Origin of the sequence: Sulfurovum sp. TSL6 (assembly GCF_019972115.1) — a bacterium.
GTDB lineage: Bacteria > Campylobacterota > Campylobacteria > Campylobacterales > Sulfurovaceae > Sulfurovum.
This window is the reverse complement of record NZ_BPFJ01000001.1, coordinates 431948-448041: the sequence shown is the minus strand read 5'-3', so window position 1 is coordinate 448041 and position 16094 is coordinate 431948. Positions and strand designations below refer to the sequence as shown.

Here is a 16094-nt window from a genome sequence, read left to right as displayed (position 1 = left end):
GATCCTTTACTGTAAAAATGCTGTTTTAAATCTCTCATCATCCAATGATGTTATGCCTATCTCTCTAAAAAATTCTAAAATAGGCAAAGATTGTGCATAGTTTGAACTATAATTTTCATCAAAACATTCTAGTGTTGCTCTTAGTATATCATCCATCAGTGCAGATTTAGCTTCTTTGGTGTGATCATAGTAAATATCCATCGCCTCTTCTGGATTTTGATTCATGAATGTAATGGATTGTTTCACTGCTTTGTCAAAGTTTTTACATACTTCTTCATTATCATGATAAAAATCTTTATTGACAAACAGATCCAGTGCACTGAAGTTTGCAAAACCTGAAGTTTGTGCATCAAGATAAAGTAGATCCATTCCTTCCTTTTGTGCCTCTATACCTTCAAAATTATAGAAATATAGCCATCCCCCATCTGCACCTTCTTTCATATACTTAATATGCTCAAAACCATTAGGCTCAAAGTGTACCTGTCCTTTGGAGACATCAATACCGTCTTTTTCAAAGTAACGACGAATAATCTCATACCCTATAGTATTGGTCACTTCATTCGATACCGGAGTAGTTATAGTAATCATTTCACCATTTTTTACTTTTTCATACGTCTCTTTTTTAAGTAAAACACCACCTTTAGTTTCAAAATAGGTACCTAGTGAGAGAAACTTCTCATGAAACTGCTCTATGAGATGAAGGGGTTCGTTGGTTGCAAATTGTATATTCCCTGCAATTAACTCATCTAATCCGTCATAATGCTCATCAGGTACGATCAGTTCAAGATCCAAACCGTAGTTTTCAAAGTAACCTTTGTGCAACCCTATCAAAAAGGGTAAATGGTCTGGGTTTAAGAACCATTCAAAAGCGAGTTTAAGTTTCATATTTTCATTCCTTTTATTAAATTTGATACATTTCCTTTTGTGTTACCTTTAAATGCTGCACTCACTACAGAGATCATATCTATTTGTGTCGCTGCAATTTGCCCTATGTTTGTCTCAGAAATACCTCCAATCGCACAAATAGGTATATCAACTGCTTCTTTTGCTTTATGCAGGACATTTAAAGAGATCATACCCGAGTGAGGTTTTGTGGGTGAAGCGAAAAATGATCCAAAGGCTACATAATCCGCTCCTTCCTCCTGAGCCTCTTTTGCCTTACGGATACTTCCATAACATGATACCCCTATGATACCTTTTGGGAAAATTTTCCTCGCCTCTTCAATAGGTATATCATCTTTACCGATATGCAGACCATCAGCATTTATTTTAGCTGCTAAATACGGACGATCATCTATAATGAAGGGTACATTGTGGCGACTACAAAGTGCTTGAAGTATTCGACATATTGTTTCTACCTCTTCATCTGATTTTGTTTTGTTTCTATATTGTACGATGGAAGCACCTGCCATGAGGGCATCCTCAACATAACTATGTACCGTTTCATCAGGTGTAAGATATTCATCTGTGATCACATACAGACCCTTAAGCGATTGCGACATGTTCTCCTCCTTTTTTATGATGTATAGGACCTGGTCCATTTCCAATGCCTGGAGCCTCTCTAAGTCCATACGTAATAAACTTTTTTGCAATTGAGATCGATTTTTCGAGAGGATGACCTAATGCAAGATTTGCTGTGATCGCACTTGAAAAAGAGCACCCTGTACCATGCAAATTAGAGGTTTCTATAAGCGGTGACTGAAATACACGCTTTTGACGGTAAAAATAAAGCTGATCAACACTGAAGCTACCTTCGGCAAATTCAACAACATGATGTTTGACAAGTACAGGTGTATTGAGACTTTGGATCATTTCAAGAGATTTATTATCTCCCTGTATGTATCCAAAGAATTCATAGGCCTCATGATGATTAGGTGTAATGAGTGTCACATGATTAAAAAGAGATTTCATTGCACTTAAGGCATCATCCTCAAGCAACGGAGAACCTGCTTTAGATATAGACACAGGATCAAGGACAATAGGAATACTAAGGTCCTTTATCATCTCACACACAGCATCTATGATCTCTTTGTTAAAAAGCATACCAATTTTTATCGCTGCAACATCAAAATCTTTCAATACCATTTCAATTTGTTTTTTGACAAATGATGCATCCATGCCCACTATCTGTTCCACACCTGTGGTATTTTGTGCTGTAATGGCTGTAATGGCTGTAGTACCAAAAACATCAAATGCTTCAAATGTCTTTAGGTCAGCTTGAATACCTGCACCACCACTACTGTCAGAGCCAGCAATACTCAATACTACTTTCATGATCACTCCTTTTTTATATTTAAGGAGTATATAAAACTTAGGATACTTTTAGTAGTGTAAAAATGTCAGTTCAATGAAAAAATAAAAATATAGATGCGTGTGGAAATTAAAGTATGTCTCTTAATACCATGGCATAGTGCAGTACAATAAGGTTTAAAAGAAAGATTCCCATCGATGAGCCTTTTGATAAAAGACGCTGTAAAGGTGTTTTTACAGTATGGAGGGTCTTCAAAGAAATAGTCATATGTATCACTGTAAGTACTACAATGACGGCTACTATATAGAGCTTCTTGCGTAATGCATCAATGACTTCATTTGTGAGGTTTGAAAAAAGTATATCTAACAAACCATTGCTGGCTATCATGAGTGACCCTGTAGTAAGCAGGATGACCAATGCTGCAACTTCAAAATACCCATAAATAGGACCAATACGTGGATAAACGGCATCCTGATCTTCTTTTTTTCTAAGGCTCACACCCAGCATAAACATGAAAAATGCACCACCGATCCATGCGATAGCGGCGACAAGGTGTAAATGTAATGCCCAGCCCACTACTTTCCTTCCTCTTTGCTATGATGTCCTAATGAACAATATTCTTTTGCATTATCTATAGTTATTGAAAGTAATGAGTTAGGCTTGATACGGTTCCATCTGTCGGCCTCTTGGACTAAATAAACCTCAACACCTAGTTCTAGAAGTTTTAAGAACGTTTTATACCCTAACTCTTTTATGTAGATACTATCTATGTTCAATGTCTTAAAGTACTCAAAAAATTCTGGTGATTTGGATCTTTTATGGAGGTTTTCCTGTACAATGATCTGTCCTTCATCAAGAAAAGCAAAGGAGTGTGCTTTTCTAAAACGTCCGGAGATGGTCTTTTTATCTTCTTCTACAGGAATGAGCGTCATTAACTCTCTAACTTTAATACAGCCATAAATGCCTCTTGCGGTACTTCCACAGAACCGATGGACTTCATACGTTTTTTCCCTGCTTTCTGTTTCTCTAAAAGCTTTCTTTTACGTGTAATATCTCCACCATAACATTTTGCGGTCACGTTTTTACCCATGGATTTTACATTAGAACGAGCGATGACATTGTTTCCGATACTCGCCTGGATAGCTACTTCAAAAAGTTGTCTAGGTATAAGCTCTTTAAGTTGAGCAACAAAGGCAAGTCCTCTTGTACGTGCCTTATCTTCAGGAACGATGATGGAAAGTGAATCTACTATATCACCCGCTACCCGGATGTCCAGTTTTACCAGGTTCCCTTCTCTAAACCCTATAGGTTCATAATCAAAACTCGCGTACCCTTTTGTCATAGACTTTAATTTATCATAAAAGTCCATCACGATCTCATTCATAGGGATATCATACTCCATCAATACACGTGTTTCATTCAAGTAATCCATCTTCACCTGGATACCACGACGGTCATTGAGTAGCTTAATGAGATTCCCCACATACTCTTGAGGTGTAAGTATCGTTGCTTTAACGTAGGGTTCGTAGATCTTATCTATCTTCTGCGGTTCAGGAAGTTCACTTGGATTTTGAATCTCAATTTCTTCACCGTTTGTCTGTTTGACTTTATAGACAACTGTAGGTGCTGTAGCGATGAGTTCCAAATTAAATTCACGCTCCAAACGTTCTTTCACCACTTCCATATGCAACATACCCAAGAAACCTGTTCTAAAACCAGATCCAAGTGCCATAGAGCTTTCCGGTTCAAAGCTCAAAGAGGAGTCGTTGAGTTTGAGTTTATTCAGTGCATCACGCAAGTCTTCAAATTTATCGGTCTCTATAGGGTAGATACCTGCAAATACAAAAGGTTTGGCCGGTTCAAAACCTCCAATGGCTTCAGCTGTAGGATTTTTAGCATCGGTAATGGTATCACCTACCTGCAGTCCTTCAACTGTTTTAAGTCCGGTTACCACAATACCTACCTCACCCGTACGGATCTCATCCGTTTTTATCGGTGCGATAGGGTTAGGATACATCATATCAAGTACCTGATGCTCCTCTTTCGTTCCCATGATCTTAATATTCTGTCTTTTTTTAATACTTCCTTCAAAGACACGTACCAATGCCAATGCACCTAAATAATTGTCAAACCAACTATCATAAATCAGCGCTTTGGCCGGCGCATCTTCCTTACCTTTTGGTGCCGGCACACGATCTACGATAGCGTCTATAAGGTCTTTCACACCCACACCGGTCTTGGCAGAAACAAGATTATGCTCGGTCGCATCGATACCTATAGCCTCTTCCAGTTCAGTTAATACCCTGTCAGGATCTGCTGCAGGAAGATCGATCTTGTTTACTACCGGTAAAAGTTCAAGATCATTCTCTATAGCGATATAAACATTGGCAATCGTTTGTGCTTCCACTCCCTGAGCCGCATCAACGATCAGTAAGGCACCTTCACAGGATGCCAAAGAGCGGCTGACTTCATAAGAGAAGTCCACATGGCCCGGAGTGTCTATGAGGTTAAGAATATAATGTTCACCATCTTTGACATAGTCAAGACGTACAGACTGCGCTTTGATGGTAATACCACGTTCTTTTTCTATGTCCATCGTATCCATCACTTGTGCAGACATCTTTCTGTCCGAAACCGCTCCACACTCTTGGATGATTCGGTCTGCAAGTGTTGACTTTCCATGGTCAATATGTGCGATAATAGAAAAATTACGTATATTTTCCTGTGGTACTGCCTTAGCCATTAAATTCCTTGTATTCTTACTTACTAGTTCGTTTCAAATAAAGAGTTTACACTCTCATTGTTATGTACTCTGCGGATGACTTCACCCAACATAGATGCCGTTGAAAGCATTTTGATCTTTTTAGACGGTTTTACCATAGGGATCGTGTTTGCAACAACAAGTTCATCAAGCTCGCCCTCTTCAATACGTTCATAGGCTGGACCTGAAAGTACGGGGTGTGTACAACATGCCATGACCGAAGTAGCACCAAGTTTTTTAAGTGCAGCTGCAGCTTTAACCATCGTTCCTGCAGTATCGACCATATCATCGATGAGGATCACATCTTTACCTTCAACATTACCAATGATATTCATCACTTCACTCTCATTGGCTTTTTCACGTCTCTTATCAACAATAACCATGTCCAGACCCAGTTTATTGGCAAAGTATCTTGCTCTTGCCACACCACCAATATCTGGAGAAGCGATCACAGGGTTCTTAAAGTTTTTTGCTCTAATGTAATCCATAAATAAAATAGCCCCATACAAGTTATCAACAGGGATATCAAAAAATCCTTGTATCTGAGAAGCATGAAGATCCACAGTGACCATACGCGTGATACCCGAAGTCTCCATAAGGTTTGCTACAAGCTTTGCTGAAATAGGTACTCTTGGCGCAGCTTTTCTGTCTTGTCTTGCATATCCGTAATAAGGTACAACAGCGGTAATAGACTTTGCAGAAGAACGTTTCAAGGCATCTGTCATGATAAGAAGTTCCATAAGGTTACCGTTAGCAGGTGCAGACGTAGGCTGAATGATAAATACATCTTTACCACGTACACTTTCTGCAATCTGTATAGAAATCTCACCATCAGAAAAGCGGTTTATCTTAGCTTTGGAAAGAGGCATTTCCAAATAAGTTGCTATCTCTTCAGAGAGTTCAGGGTTTGATGTTCCGGAAAAAATCATATATCCACTCATAATTGTACCTTTGTGTCTATTTTATTACGCGTATTCTACACAAAAGTTGATAAAAAGGTGATTTAAAGCTCCCCGGTATTACACTAAGCCAGATACTAATTGGAACTATGGATAGTAATGATACGAAAAGTTTTTAAAAAAAAACCAGCCGGCGGCAATAAGCTAGATGCATTTCTAGAAAAATACAATTTACCCAAAGCTTATTTTGCTATAAACAGACGAATGGTCACCAGAGGTGTGGCTGTAGGCCTTTTTTGGGGGTTTATCCCTATGCCTATGCAAATGCTGGCCGTCATGGCTACCACACCGTTTATCCGCTTTAATGTACCCATAGCGATCTCTATGGTTTGGCTAAGCAATCCTTTTACCATGCCTCCTATGTATTATATGGAATACCTTACAGGCAACTTTATCCTGGGACGTGAAGGTATCGAAGATATAGAGTTGACCATGTCATGGTTCACTGAACATTTTGATGATATACTTGTTCCTCTCTATGTGGGTACTTCTTTTTACTCCATCGTTGTAACCGCTATTATCTACATCATCCTTAACAGACTGTGGGTGAAGTCTGTACATAGTGAAAATAAAGAACGAAGAAAGAAAAGACGTAAAAAAAAACAGTAAGAAATCCAATCCTCCAAAAGTGTAACACTCACTTCATATCATAGACTTTTAAGCACAGCATATAAACCAACCATTAACCAAACTATCATATGATAAAACAAAAAAGAATAAAATGATGTATCGAAAATTAACCCTTCTCCTCCTTCTTCTTGGCTCCTTTTCCAGCTTACATGCGGAATATCTGCTGAAAGAAAGTAAACGGATAAAAAGTAAAATAGACCGTCTGCCTAAAAACAGAGTGGCCGATATGAAGCAGATCCCTCAGGATCCTGCATATTATGCCAGTCAGATCAAACCTTTTTCCAAAAGTAAACAAAAAAAATTCGATGAAAGATTTAACAAAAAATACTTCGAACCATGGAGTTTACGTGCATTGGATATCCCTGAAAAAGACTTTGGCTGGGAGATCAGGTTTATCACAAAAAAACCCATTTATAGAGCTAAAGGGGCCATCATACCTGCTAAAGTGTATAACAAATGGATAGATAATGCTGACTATGACCATATTGATAGTAAAAAATATAAAGCCATCACTGTACGTCATACCAATGTCAAAGCGCTTCCTACTTCATCTTCCTTCTTTAGGGACCCCAAAAAAACCGGAGAAGGATTTCCTTTCGACTATAACCAAAATTCTGCGCTCCACATTAATGTGCCCCTTTACATCTCTCATTTTTCCAAGGATAAACGATGGGCTTTTGTAAGAGCGTCATACTCCTTTGGCTGGATAAAAACTTCGGATCTGGCACTCGTAAGTTCTGATTTCATTAAAACGTTTAAAAATAATAATTATGCCATGGTGATCAAAGATAATCTTCGTCTATATCATGATGATAAAGATATCTCCATCGTTAAACTGGGTGCCCTCTTCCCCATCTCTAAAGACCAAAAGTATCTAGTCGCTTCACGCGATGCTAAAGGCAGGGCCCATATTGAAAAAGTCAATGTACATAATCCAACTGTCATTGCGAAAAAGCCGCTGCCTTTCACTGCTAAAAACGTTGGAATGCTGGCAAAAGAGTTTTATGGCGAACCTTATGGCTGGGGTGGAAGTTATGAGTGTCGTGACTGTTCTGCAACGACCAGAGACTTTTTAGGGGCATTTGGTATATTCTTACGCAGAAACTCCAGTAAACAAGCTGAAGATGGAGATCCTGTTTCCATAGAAGGTCTTACAAAAGCGACAAAAAAAAAGAAGATCATCAAAGATGCTGAGCCTTTTAGATCTCTACTCTATGTTCCGGGACATGTCGTCCTCTATCTGGGTGAGTATAAAGGTGAGCCTGTCATCATGCATACCTACTGGGGCATACGTAAAAAAGACCGTACCAAACTCATCACTGCGCGTACTATCATTAGCAGTACCGAACCAGGGAAAGAACGTGCAGATATCAGTGAACAGAGTAAGTTGATCAATACACTTCAGAGCATAGTCAATTTTTAACGCATATTTAGATACACTCATACCATGAGACCAAAAGAAAAAATAAAAATATTTACAACGACCATCACTGCCGGTAACTATAAAGGCAAAAAGATAGATATACCAGATATCTTTACAACACGCAGCTCAAAAGGGATCTTAAAAGAATCCCTTTTTAATACGTTACAATTTGATATTATCGATAAGAATTTTGTTGAAGTATTTGCGGGTTCAGGCTCGATAGGACTGGAAGCTTTAAGCCGTGGTGCAGGACAATGTTATTTTATGGAGTACAACAGAACAGCTTATCGTTGTCTGGAGGGCAATGTAAAACGTGTCGATCCCTCTAAGTGTCATCTTTTCTATGGTGACAGTTTTGAAAAGTTCTCCACTGTCTATGATATAGTCAAAAAGAGCAATGAAAAGACCTACTTCTACTTTGATCCTCCCTTTTCTACCCGTGATGGCATGGATGATGTCTATGATAAAACGATCGCACTCATAGAAAGTATTGAGCCTGAAGTTGCGGAAATGGTCATTGTAGAGCATATGACCAATCTGGATATGCCAGAAGAGATAGGTGCATTAAAGTTGATGAAACGTAAAAAATTTGGTCGCAGCACGATGACCTATTATAAACCAAAGGACTGATATGGCAAAAAGTAAAAAAGAAGACCACATTGCACTGTTTATAGACTGTGATAATATATCACACCGTTCCATAGAAGGTATTATCAATGAACTAAGTAAATATGGAATCGTGAACATACGTCAAGCTTATGGAAACTGGACAAAAGACAACCTCAAGAACTGGGAAGATAAACTTTTGGAATTTGCCATTAAACCCATACAACAGTTCGATTACTCTAAAAATAAAAATGCTACAGATATCCTTATGACGATAGATGCTATAGACCTACTTCATACCAAAGATATCGATGCTTTTGCATTTGCCACAAGTGACTCTGACTTTACGCCTGTAGTCATGCGAGTACAAACTGAAGGTATCAGAGTGTATGGATTTGGTGAAAAGAAAACTCCCAAACCGTTCATGGCGGCATGTTCACAGTTCATCTTTACCGAAAAGCTTATGACGAACATGACCCATAGTCCCGAGAGCGTTGATGTTATGCAGGCACCTGTACGTCAGTCTGGTAAAGAGATGCGCTCAGATACCTGGCTGGTCAATGTACTAAGAACAGCGGTTGAACAGACCATGGATGAGGATGGGTGGGCAAATCTTGCTGATATAGGCCAATATATTAATAACTCAACCTCTTTTTCCCCTATTAACTTCGGATACAAAAAACTGAGCAACCTTATAGATGAGATCGACTTGTTTGATATTTATGTCGATGAGGGAACGAAACAGATGAGCATTAGAGATAAAAGGCACCACTAACCCGTAGGTTCTTTTTTCTCTTTCTTCCCTTTTTTCTCTTTAGGCTCAGGTTCTACAAATTCCCCTTTAATAAGCCCTGCTTCATGTAAAAACTGTGAAGGTTTATAGTCTATCTTTTTCACTCTGTCAAATTTTGCCAAAGAGAGATACAGTCTGTCTTTGGCGCGTGTCACGGCAACATAAAACAACCGGCGTTCCTCTTCGATGCTGGACATCATCTTTCTATTCGGAAATCTTCCGTCTACCAGATCGATCACATAGACTTCAGGAAATTCAAGTCCTTTGCTTGCATGGACGGTAAGCAGATTAATACCCTCGCCTTCGCTGAGTTCATTTCCCCCCAGTACCATGGCATTCACAAAACGTCGCAACTCTGCATACTGCCGTGAAAGGTCCAGTAAAAGATGTGCTTTTCTCTGTATACGTTCTTTGGCCTGTTTCTTCTTCTCTTCATCTACTTCTCCGGACTTAAGTCGTCCTCTTTGCGTGGCCAAGAGTTCTATGATCCCAACATAGAGTTTGGAAGAGATGATATTTTTTAAGATATCTGAGGGTTTTTCCAAACTATGTATAGACTTCATAAGCATATAAAACTCTTTAAAAAAGTTCATACCGTCGTTACTCAGTTTTGCATGTTTAAGCAATGGATGGTTGTAGAGGGAACTATCGAGGTTCATATGTTTAAATCTCGCTGCAGATCCTATCTCCTGGTCATCATCAAAAAGTCCCAACTGCACATTTTTATTTGGATTTAACTTTGGTAGATCATACACCTTTGGGTAGAGTACCCCTTGCATAAAATTTCCCTGTCCAAAGTGCAAGAAACACTGAAAAAACTCTTTGGAAAGTGCAGACCCTACCCCTCTTGCGTATTCAAACACATGAATAAAGGCCATCATATCTTTTGGATTTACCAGTAAAGCCAAAAGATCCAGCAAAAACTTTATCTCTTTTGTATCAAAAAAACTTGTCCCGCCTTTACGCTTACAAGGGATACCATATTCACGCAGACTTGCTTCCACGCCATCAGCTGAAGAGTTGTTTCGAAAAATAACAGCTATCTGGTCATTAGGCACATGGGTACGTTTGATACCTTCGGCAATAGACTGGTACTGTTCAAAAAGATCATTGTACATCAAGAGTTTAGGTGGATAACTCTTCACGTCACGTCCAACTTCCAGTTTCTTAGGGTAGATACGTTCATTTCTCTCTATCACACGGTTTGCCAAAGAGAGTATGGGTGCAGTAGAACGATAGTTTGTTTTCAGTGTAAACACATTTGCATTAGGATAGCGATTTGAATACGTTGCGATGTTCTCAATATTTGCCCCGTTAAAGGCATAAATACTCTGATCATAATCTCCTACACAAAATAGTGATTTTGGTTTGAGTACATCTATCAAAGCACTTTGAAGGGTATTAGTATCCTGATACTCATCCACCAGCACCTCTTCAAAAGGTATAGTGTTCTCTTCCAAATGGCTTTTCATACGCAAGAGTAAATCATTAAAAGAAGCAAAACCATAGTCTATCTTCTCTTTTTCAAACTCTTGAGTGATATCCATATAGACATCCATGACAAGTTCATGATCAGGGTATTTTTCTAAAAACCATACATCAAAACTTTCTAGAGAGGCATTTTGGTACAAAGAGTACATCTCATAGAGGTAGGTAGCTGAAAAAGGCTGCATGCTCAGGTTCATACGCTCAAAATTACGTTTTTCATAGATACTTCTAAAAAGTGTTTTAAGCTCGGATGGTTGTTTCAGTGCCAAATTCGGATATATCTCTTTGAGCCAACGGTAAGAGACTGCATGGAAAGTTCCAGATTCTATCTTAGAGACTATTTTTTTAGGAAAATAGCGTTCAAGACGTGCGATCATCTCTCCTGCAGCCTTATTTGTAAAGGTTAAAAGCAATATCTTGGAAGGTTCAGTACCTGAATGTAAAAGATGTGCAATACGTCCTACGATAGTAGAAGTTTTCCCTGTACCTGCACTCGCAATAATAAGATTGTGTCCTAACGGTGCCGTAGCAGCGCTAAGCTGCTCGTCATTAAGAGAGGTTAAAGGCAATTATTTCTGACCAATGATGTAGTAAGTGTTTTTATTATCTACCTGCTTGAGTTCTAATTTGTATTTATCTGCCCAATGTTTTACCAATTCTGTGAACGCAGAAAGGTTATCTGCCCCTGTGTCTTCATCACATTTGATCTTTAAATGATCTTCAGAGTTGGACATAGCGATAAAACCCTTTTCAACAGCCAAAGCATCATTAAATGAAGGGATATGCTGTGAAAACTTGTTAAAGTTCTTTGTATTGCCGATAATATCATTGATTTGTTTGAGTGTTTGTTCACTTTTGGTATAGCCAAGTTGTGCTAAAAGTGCTTCTGGTGTAAGATCGAGATGCATAACTATCCTAAGTAATAAAGTTAGAATTTTATTGTAGCAAATTTTTGATTAGTGAAGCGATAGGGAAATGAAAATTCCCTAAATTTTAAAACAGAGTATCAGATGGTACTTCAACACGTGCTATAAGATCTTTATAATGCTCTACATTTTGGAACGCTTTTTCATAACGCCATCGTAAAACAAACTCAATGATCTCATTTTTGAGTTTATTCTCTAAAGTCTCAGCTTTACCAAAATATCCTAAAGAGATATTCTTAGCTTTCTTTTTACCATGCTTATCTGGTTCATAAGTGATAGCTATAACTTGGATATATTTACCTTCACGTACTTCACCAAAGTCATCTTCTTTTAAACCAATACCAGACAGGTTCATCGCTTTATACATAAAGATCTTATCAAAGTCTGGTGACTTCTCAAATATTTTGAGTTTTTCATAAAGCTCTTTCACACGTACAATATTCTGTTCACGAACATTGTCATAGTTTTCAGCTACTTTACTAACAGCTTTTACCGGTGGTTGTTTTTTAGTTTTTGGCACTTCTTTGTGCTCAGTAGATACAACCGAAGACTTTTTTTCTTTTTCTTCGATCTTATCTTCCAAGCGACTCGTAAGTGCTTTTAATTTATCTAAATTACTCGACATTCTTTTCCCTTAAAATGTGGCCTGTGGCCGTTCTTGAGTACATATTATTAAATATAATACAAGACATCATGTTATAGCTTGGTTAAATAATAGTGAATAATATCAATTTTTTTATTTTTTAATCTAAAAAGAGGAAATAATTATAATATTATATAGTATAAATAATGGATTTCTTATCATGAATTGGTAGCTTCTAATAGATTTTTAGGTAGAATCCTATAAAGATATTAGAGGATAGAATTGATGGATTATTTAGAGATCGTTGGTGGAAAAGAGTTAAGTGGAAATGTCACCATAAGTGGTGCCAAAAATGCAGCCCTCCCCGTCATTGCAGCAACCATACTTAGTGACAAAGAAGTCACATTAACAAACTTACCCAATGTGGTAGATATCCGCACTCTCCTTAGATTACTGACGATGCTTGGCGGCACAGTAGAGCATGATAAAACCGTAGCAAAGATCAACAATGGTTCTATCACTTCCACCAAAGCGGTCTATGAGATCGTTTCTCAGATGAGAGCATCCATTTTGGTTTTAGGTCCCCTGCTTGCAAGATTTGGAGAATGTGAAGTGAGTCTTCCTGGTGGTTGTGCCATTGGTCAACGTCCTATTGACCTTCACCTCCAAGCACTTGAAGAGATGGGTGCACATATAGAGATCAAAGGCGGTTATGTCCGTGCTGAAGCACCCAATGGGCTTCAAGGTGCAAAGATCATTTTCGACAAGATCACTGTAGGCGGTACGGAAAACATCGTCATGGCAGCAGCATTGGCAAAAGGTACTACAACCATTATTAATGCAGCTCAAGAACCTGAAATCGTACAACTTTGTGAAATGATACGTGATGCAGGTGTTAAAATAGAAGGTATTGGTACTAATGAACTTACTATAGAAGGTACGGACAGAAAACCACTTACCTTTAAAACGGTCGAGATCATACCTGATCGTATCGAAGCGGGAACCTATTTGTGTGCCGGAGCTATCACTCACTCTACGATCACACTCAATAAAGTAAACCATCATCATATAAGAGCATCTATCGACAAACTGGAACATATGGGTTGTACCTTTGATCTGGGTGATGAGAGTATTACCATTCATCCGGCTAAGAATCTCAAACCTGTAAATCTCATTACCATAGAGTATCCGGGCTTTCCTACAGACATGCAAGCACAATTCATGGCGCTTGCGGTCATAGCTGAAGGTGAAAGTCTTATAGAGGAGCGTCTCTTTGAAAACCGTTTTATGCATGTTAGTGAACTAAACCGTCTAGGTGCAGATATCTGGCTCAAAGGGAGTACAGCAGCTGTAAAAGGTGTTGAAAAGCTTTATGGAGCAGATGTGATGGCAACAGACCTCAGAGCCTCTTCAGCACTTGTTCTAGCAGCACTGGTGGCAGAAGGTACAACAAATGTAAGACGTATCTATCACTTAGACCGGGGATATGATAATTTGGAAGGCAAACTTGCTGCACTGGGAGCAAATATCGTAAGAAAGAAAGAGAGTAAATAGAAGTCTATTGGACCTCTACGACTTCTATCACTGCAGGAAAGCCAGGACCTATAGCTTCCTTGACAACTACAGCTTTAACTTTAACCATTTTATTTTGTTTTTTTGTCAGATCAAACTTGGCTTGGTTATGTATCTTGTAACTGGTTTGGGTTTTCGTGTCTTTAATACTCAGGTATGTATGGGGTTCAGAGCCTTTCACTGCTACCCTTCCCTCAAGCTCCATCACATTGTCTTGTGCACATCCGACAAATAATCCTATAAGACTCAGTCCAATAAACATTTTTTTCATACATACCCTTCTTCTATTTAGCTATTAATGTTGCTTCGGTTTGACCATTCAGCTCTAACGTAATATTAAGATCACCCGTTAAATTATCACCTATTTTATAGTAGTAATTCCCTTGAGGCTGAACGGTACCTGATGTTGTATATATTTTTGGACCATCTTGTATTATATTACTAAATTGATCCAAAAGAATATAATTAAAGAAGTTTATAGAACCCAATTCATAAGTAATACCATTATAATCATCATAGCTAAAATCACCCGTATTATAAAAAGGTGTATTAGACAAATTAATATGATCTGAAAGCATGACTGCAACACCCCACTCACTGAGTAAGTTAGCAAATGTTTTCCCTGAACCGACAGCAGAAACTACAGCTCTTACATCTGTATAGCTGTTATACATGATATCATGAAGTAGTTTTGCCCCTCCGTAGTTTCTAAGGAGGTATGCTCCAAATGCATTCACTTTAGAATAGTCAGCTAAAACAAAAGTCGGGTTACCATTTTGATCTAATGGACCAGTCGATGCAGGTAATGTAAGTGTATTATTTGCATTAAAAAGTGGATATCTACCTAGAGTATTATCTGGATCACCAGCACTTCCATCCAGGTAATCAACACCACGTGGACCAATATGCCGGATCTTAGTAGCAATAAGGTCTTCAGTACTTTCTGAGAGCATTTCATTGATCCATGTATCGGTATTATCATTTGCAAGTAAAACTGTTTTCTGGTAAAAATGAATCATATGTTGAAATTCATGTGCAAGTGTTGAGATTGTCTCTTTAGGCCAATAATCATCTATCTCCCATGATAAACCATCTTCATTAGCAAACATAACAGAATCGATATAAAACATTACCCTTTCATTAGAACCTGGAATTGAAGAAGTTTTAAAGTTATCCTTTGACCAAAAAAAGCCTATAACTCCTCCATTAGCACTGTTATCATTATTTATATCTGTAAGTAAAATAGTAATTTCATCATTTTCACCTATAAGATTACTATATTCAATCTGTGCAGCATTAGTCCACTCTTCTCCATATACATTAGTGACCCAGTCATAAATATCATTATTCAAACCATCTACATCTAATAAAAAAGTATTAGCAAGCTCATCTACCATTGTATCTGTTATACATTTAGATTTTGTACAATCTGGGCCACTGAAACTATCATTTGAAACCCAAATATTGAGTGTTTTAGGCCCATAGGCAGTTTCAATACCTGAAACTACTTTTTTTGAGGTAGCAAGAGTTGTTTCTGAACAAACTCCATTGTCCTGATTAATATTCACACAAAAAAAAGTTTGATTCCCAACTATATCTTGATTTTTATCGGTGACAGTTATTATTTTAGCCTGACGCTGACTTGATTCTGCTTTGGAAAACAATGTACCTATTTGAGAATTAAAGTCTTGTACATAATCAGGATGATGGAGAATGCGTCGTTTTTCTGTAACAACAGTAGGTGAAATAATTTTAGCCTGAGCTTCTGCTGTAATTTTAGGATTATGTGTAATAGTTGTACTACCTGGTACATTAGCAGAATTACTAAGTACTAAATAAAGATCTTTGGCTGTATTTCCTACTGATACATTTGCATTAATTGTATTGGCAGTGCCTAAGCTTTCAACCTGATAGTCATCAGTGATAGTAACATTTACATCTATCTCTGTTGGTGGTAGTATAGGATCAGTAGCTGTTGATCCACCTCCCCCTCCACCACAACCACTTAGCGTAAGTGCTATGGTAAATAATGTTAATAAACTATTTAATCGCAATGTAATATTCCTTTATTCAACATCTTTAATACAATCATAATACTCATA

General features: G+C 38.1%; 17 protein-coding genes. 5 read left to right on the top strand and 12 right to left on the bottom strand.

What is annotated here, in order from left to right:
- Window positions 1–6: 6 nt before the first annotated feature.
- From LDM93_RS02160 to LDM93_RS02130, 7 genes are all read right to left on the bottom strand, one after another.
- Window positions 7–885 carry an ABC transporter substrate-binding protein gene (locus LDM93_RS02160; RefSeq protein ID WP_223890354.1) on the bottom strand — a complete coding sequence of 293 codons (879 nt, stop codon included), beginning with the start codon at window positions 883–885 and terminating at the stop codon, window positions 7–9.
- Entirely contained in the window at window positions 882–1502 is a 621-nt protein-coding gene (gene thiE / locus LDM93_RS02155; protein ID WP_223890352.1) for a thiamine phosphate synthase, read from the bottom strand. Before thiE ends, LDM93_RS02160 begins: the two co-directional genes overlap by 4 nt.
- On the bottom strand, window positions 1486–2274 hold the full coding sequence (gene thiD / locus LDM93_RS02150) for a bifunctional hydroxymethylpyrimidine kinase/phosphomethylpyrimidine kinase (protein WP_223890351.1): 789 nt from the start codon (window positions 2272–2274) through the stop codon (window positions 1486–1488). The genes thiE and thiD overlap by 17 nt, the downstream gene beginning before the upstream one ends.
- Before the next feature lie 106 nt (window positions 2275–2380).
- The gene (locus LDM93_RS02145) at window positions 2381–2827 is read right to left on the bottom strand and encodes a urate hydroxylase PuuD (RefSeq protein ID WP_223890350.1); all 447 of its coding nucleotides are present in this window, start codon (window positions 2825–2827) and stop codon (window positions 2381–2383) included.
- Window positions 2827–3183, bottom strand: coding sequence for a hypothetical protein (locus LDM93_RS02140; RefSeq protein WP_223890349.1), 357 nt, complete (start codon window positions 3181–3183; stop codon window positions 2827–2829). Before LDM93_RS02140 ends, LDM93_RS02145 begins: the two co-directional genes overlap by 1 nt.
- Entirely contained in the window at window positions 3183–4994 is a 1812-nt protein-coding gene (gene lepA, locus LDM93_RS02135) for a translation elongation factor 4 (RefSeq protein WP_223890348.1), read from the bottom strand. Before lepA ends, LDM93_RS02140 begins: the two co-directional genes overlap by 1 nt.
- 23 nt (window positions 4995–5017) lie before the next feature.
- The gene (locus LDM93_RS02130) at window positions 5018–5953 is read right to left on the bottom strand and encodes a ribose-phosphate pyrophosphokinase (RefSeq protein ID WP_223890347.1); all 936 of its coding nucleotides are present in this window, start codon (window positions 5951–5953) and stop codon (window positions 5018–5020) included.
- A 117-nt stretch (window positions 5954–6070) separates the two neighbouring features.
- Between LDM93_RS02130 and LDM93_RS02125 the strand changes: the two genes are divergently transcribed.
- The 4 genes from LDM93_RS02125 (at window position 6071) to LDM93_RS02110 (ending at window position 9405) form a co-directional block, all read left to right on the top strand.
- Complete coding sequence (locus LDM93_RS02125; protein WP_223890346.1) at window positions 6071–6580, top strand: DUF2062 domain-containing protein; 510 nt, start codon at window positions 6071–6073, stop codon at window positions 6578–6580.
- Between the two features lie 115 nt (window positions 6581–6695).
- Window positions 6696–8024, top strand: a complete 1329-nt coding sequence (locus tag LDM93_RS02120; protein ID WP_223890345.1) for an SH3 domain-containing protein — start codon at window positions 6696–6698, stop codon at window positions 8022–8024.
- Between the two features lie 24 nt (window positions 8025–8048).
- Complete coding sequence (gene rsmD, locus LDM93_RS02115; RefSeq protein WP_223890343.1) at window positions 8049–8654, top strand: 16S rRNA (guanine(966)-N(2))-methyltransferase RsmD; 606 nt, start codon at window positions 8049–8051, stop codon at window positions 8652–8654.
- Window position 8655: 1 nt separating this feature from the next.
- Entirely contained in the window at window positions 8656–9405 is a 750-nt protein-coding gene (locus LDM93_RS02110) for an NYN domain-containing protein (RefSeq protein WP_223890341.1), read from the top strand.
- Here LDM93_RS02110 and LDM93_RS02105 read toward each other — a convergent pair.
- From LDM93_RS02105 to LDM93_RS02095, 3 genes are all read right to left on the bottom strand, one after another.
- Window positions 9402–11480: an ATP-dependent helicase gene (locus LDM93_RS02105; protein WP_223890339.1), complete on the bottom strand. Its 2079-nt coding sequence runs from the start codon at window positions 11478–11480 to the stop codon at window positions 9402–9404. The two genes, LDM93_RS02110 and LDM93_RS02105, sit on opposite strands and share 4 nt — an antisense overlap.
- Window positions 11481–11819 carry a hypothetical protein gene (locus LDM93_RS02100; RefSeq protein WP_223890337.1) on the bottom strand — a complete coding sequence of 113 codons (339 nt, stop codon included), beginning with the start codon at window positions 11817–11819 and terminating at the stop codon, window positions 11481–11483. It abuts the gene before it with no gap.
- An 85-nt stretch (window positions 11820–11904) separates the two neighbouring features.
- Window positions 11905–12462, bottom strand: coding sequence for a hypothetical protein (locus tag LDM93_RS02095; protein ID WP_223890335.1), 558 nt, complete (start codon window positions 12460–12462; stop codon window positions 11905–11907).
- Between the two features lie 243 nt (window positions 12463–12705).
- On the opposite strand from LDM93_RS02095, the gene murA reads away from it, so the two are divergent.
- Window positions 12706–13974 (top strand): UDP-N-acetylglucosamine 1-carboxyvinyltransferase, encoded by a 1269-nt coding sequence (gene murA / locus LDM93_RS02090; protein WP_223890334.1) that lies wholly within the window; start codon window positions 12706–12708, stop codon window positions 13972–13974.
- A 4-nt stretch (window positions 13975–13978) separates the two neighbouring features.
- On the opposite strand, the gene LDM93_RS02085 is transcribed toward murA, so the two are convergent.
- Together LDM93_RS02085 and LDM93_RS02080 are read right to left on the bottom strand one after the other, a co-directional pair.
- A complete protein-coding gene (locus tag LDM93_RS02085) occupies window positions 13979–14263 on the bottom strand; it encodes a hypothetical protein (protein ID WP_223890332.1) in 285 nt (94 codons plus the stop codon).
- Between the two features lie 13 nt (window positions 14264–14276).
- Window positions 14277–16046, bottom strand: a complete 1770-nt coding sequence (locus LDM93_RS02080) for a hypothetical protein (protein WP_223890330.1) — start codon at window positions 16044–16046, stop codon at window positions 14277–14279.
- Window positions 16047–16094 lie beyond the last annotated feature (48 nt).

Bases quoted from the DNA above. Each gene is read 5' to 3' on its own strand.
- LDM93_RS02085 (WP_223890332.1), bottom strand. From the start codon at position 14,263: ATGAAAAAAATGTTTATTGGACTGAGTCTTATAGGATTATTTGTCGGA.
- lepA (WP_223890348.1), bottom strand. From the start codon at position 4,994: ATGGCTAAGGCAGTACCACAGGAAAATATACGTAATTTTTCTATTATC.
- thiD (WP_223890351.1), bottom strand. From the start codon at position 2,274: ATGAAAGTAGTATTGAGTATTGCTGGCTCTGACAGTAGTGGTGGTGCA.
- LDM93_RS02100 (WP_223890337.1), bottom strand. From the start codon at position 11,819: ATGCATCTCGATCTTACACCAGAAGCACTTTTAGCACAACTTGGCTAT.
- LDM93_RS02095 (WP_223890335.1), bottom strand. From the start codon at position 12,462: ATGTCGAGTAATTTAGATAAATTAAAAGCACTTACGAGTCGCTTGGAA.
- murA (WP_223890334.1), top strand. From the start codon at position 12,706: ATGGATTATTTAGAGATCGTTGGTGGAAAAGAGTTAAGTGGAAATGTC.
- LDM93_RS02160 (WP_223890354.1), bottom strand. From the start codon at position 885: ATGAAACTTAAACTCGCTTTTGAATGGTTCTTAAACCCAGACCATTTA.
- thiE (WP_223890352.1), bottom strand. From the start codon at position 1,502: ATGTCGCAATCGCTTAAGGGTCTGTATGTGATCACAGATGAATATCTT.
- LDM93_RS02140 (WP_223890349.1), bottom strand. From the start codon at position 3,183: ATGACGCTCATTCCTGTAGAAGAAGATAAAAAGACCATCTCCGGACGT.
- LDM93_RS02120 (WP_223890345.1), top strand. From the start codon at position 6,696: ATGTATCGAAAATTAACCCTTCTCCTCCTTCTTCTTGGCTCCTTTTCC.
- rsmD (WP_223890343.1), top strand. From the start codon at position 8,049: ATGAGACCAAAAGAAAAAATAAAAATATTTACAACGACCATCACTGCC.
- LDM93_RS02110 (WP_223890341.1), top strand. From the start codon at position 8,656: ATGGCAAAAAGTAAAAAAGAAGACCACATTGCACTGTTTATAGACTGT.
- LDM93_RS02125 (WP_223890346.1), top strand. From the start codon at position 6,071: ATGATACGAAAAGTTTTTAAAAAAAAACCAGCCGGCGGCAATAAGCTA.
- LDM93_RS02130 (WP_223890347.1), bottom strand. From the start codon at position 5,953: ATGAGTGGATATATGATTTTTTCCGGAACATCAAACCCTGAACTCTCT.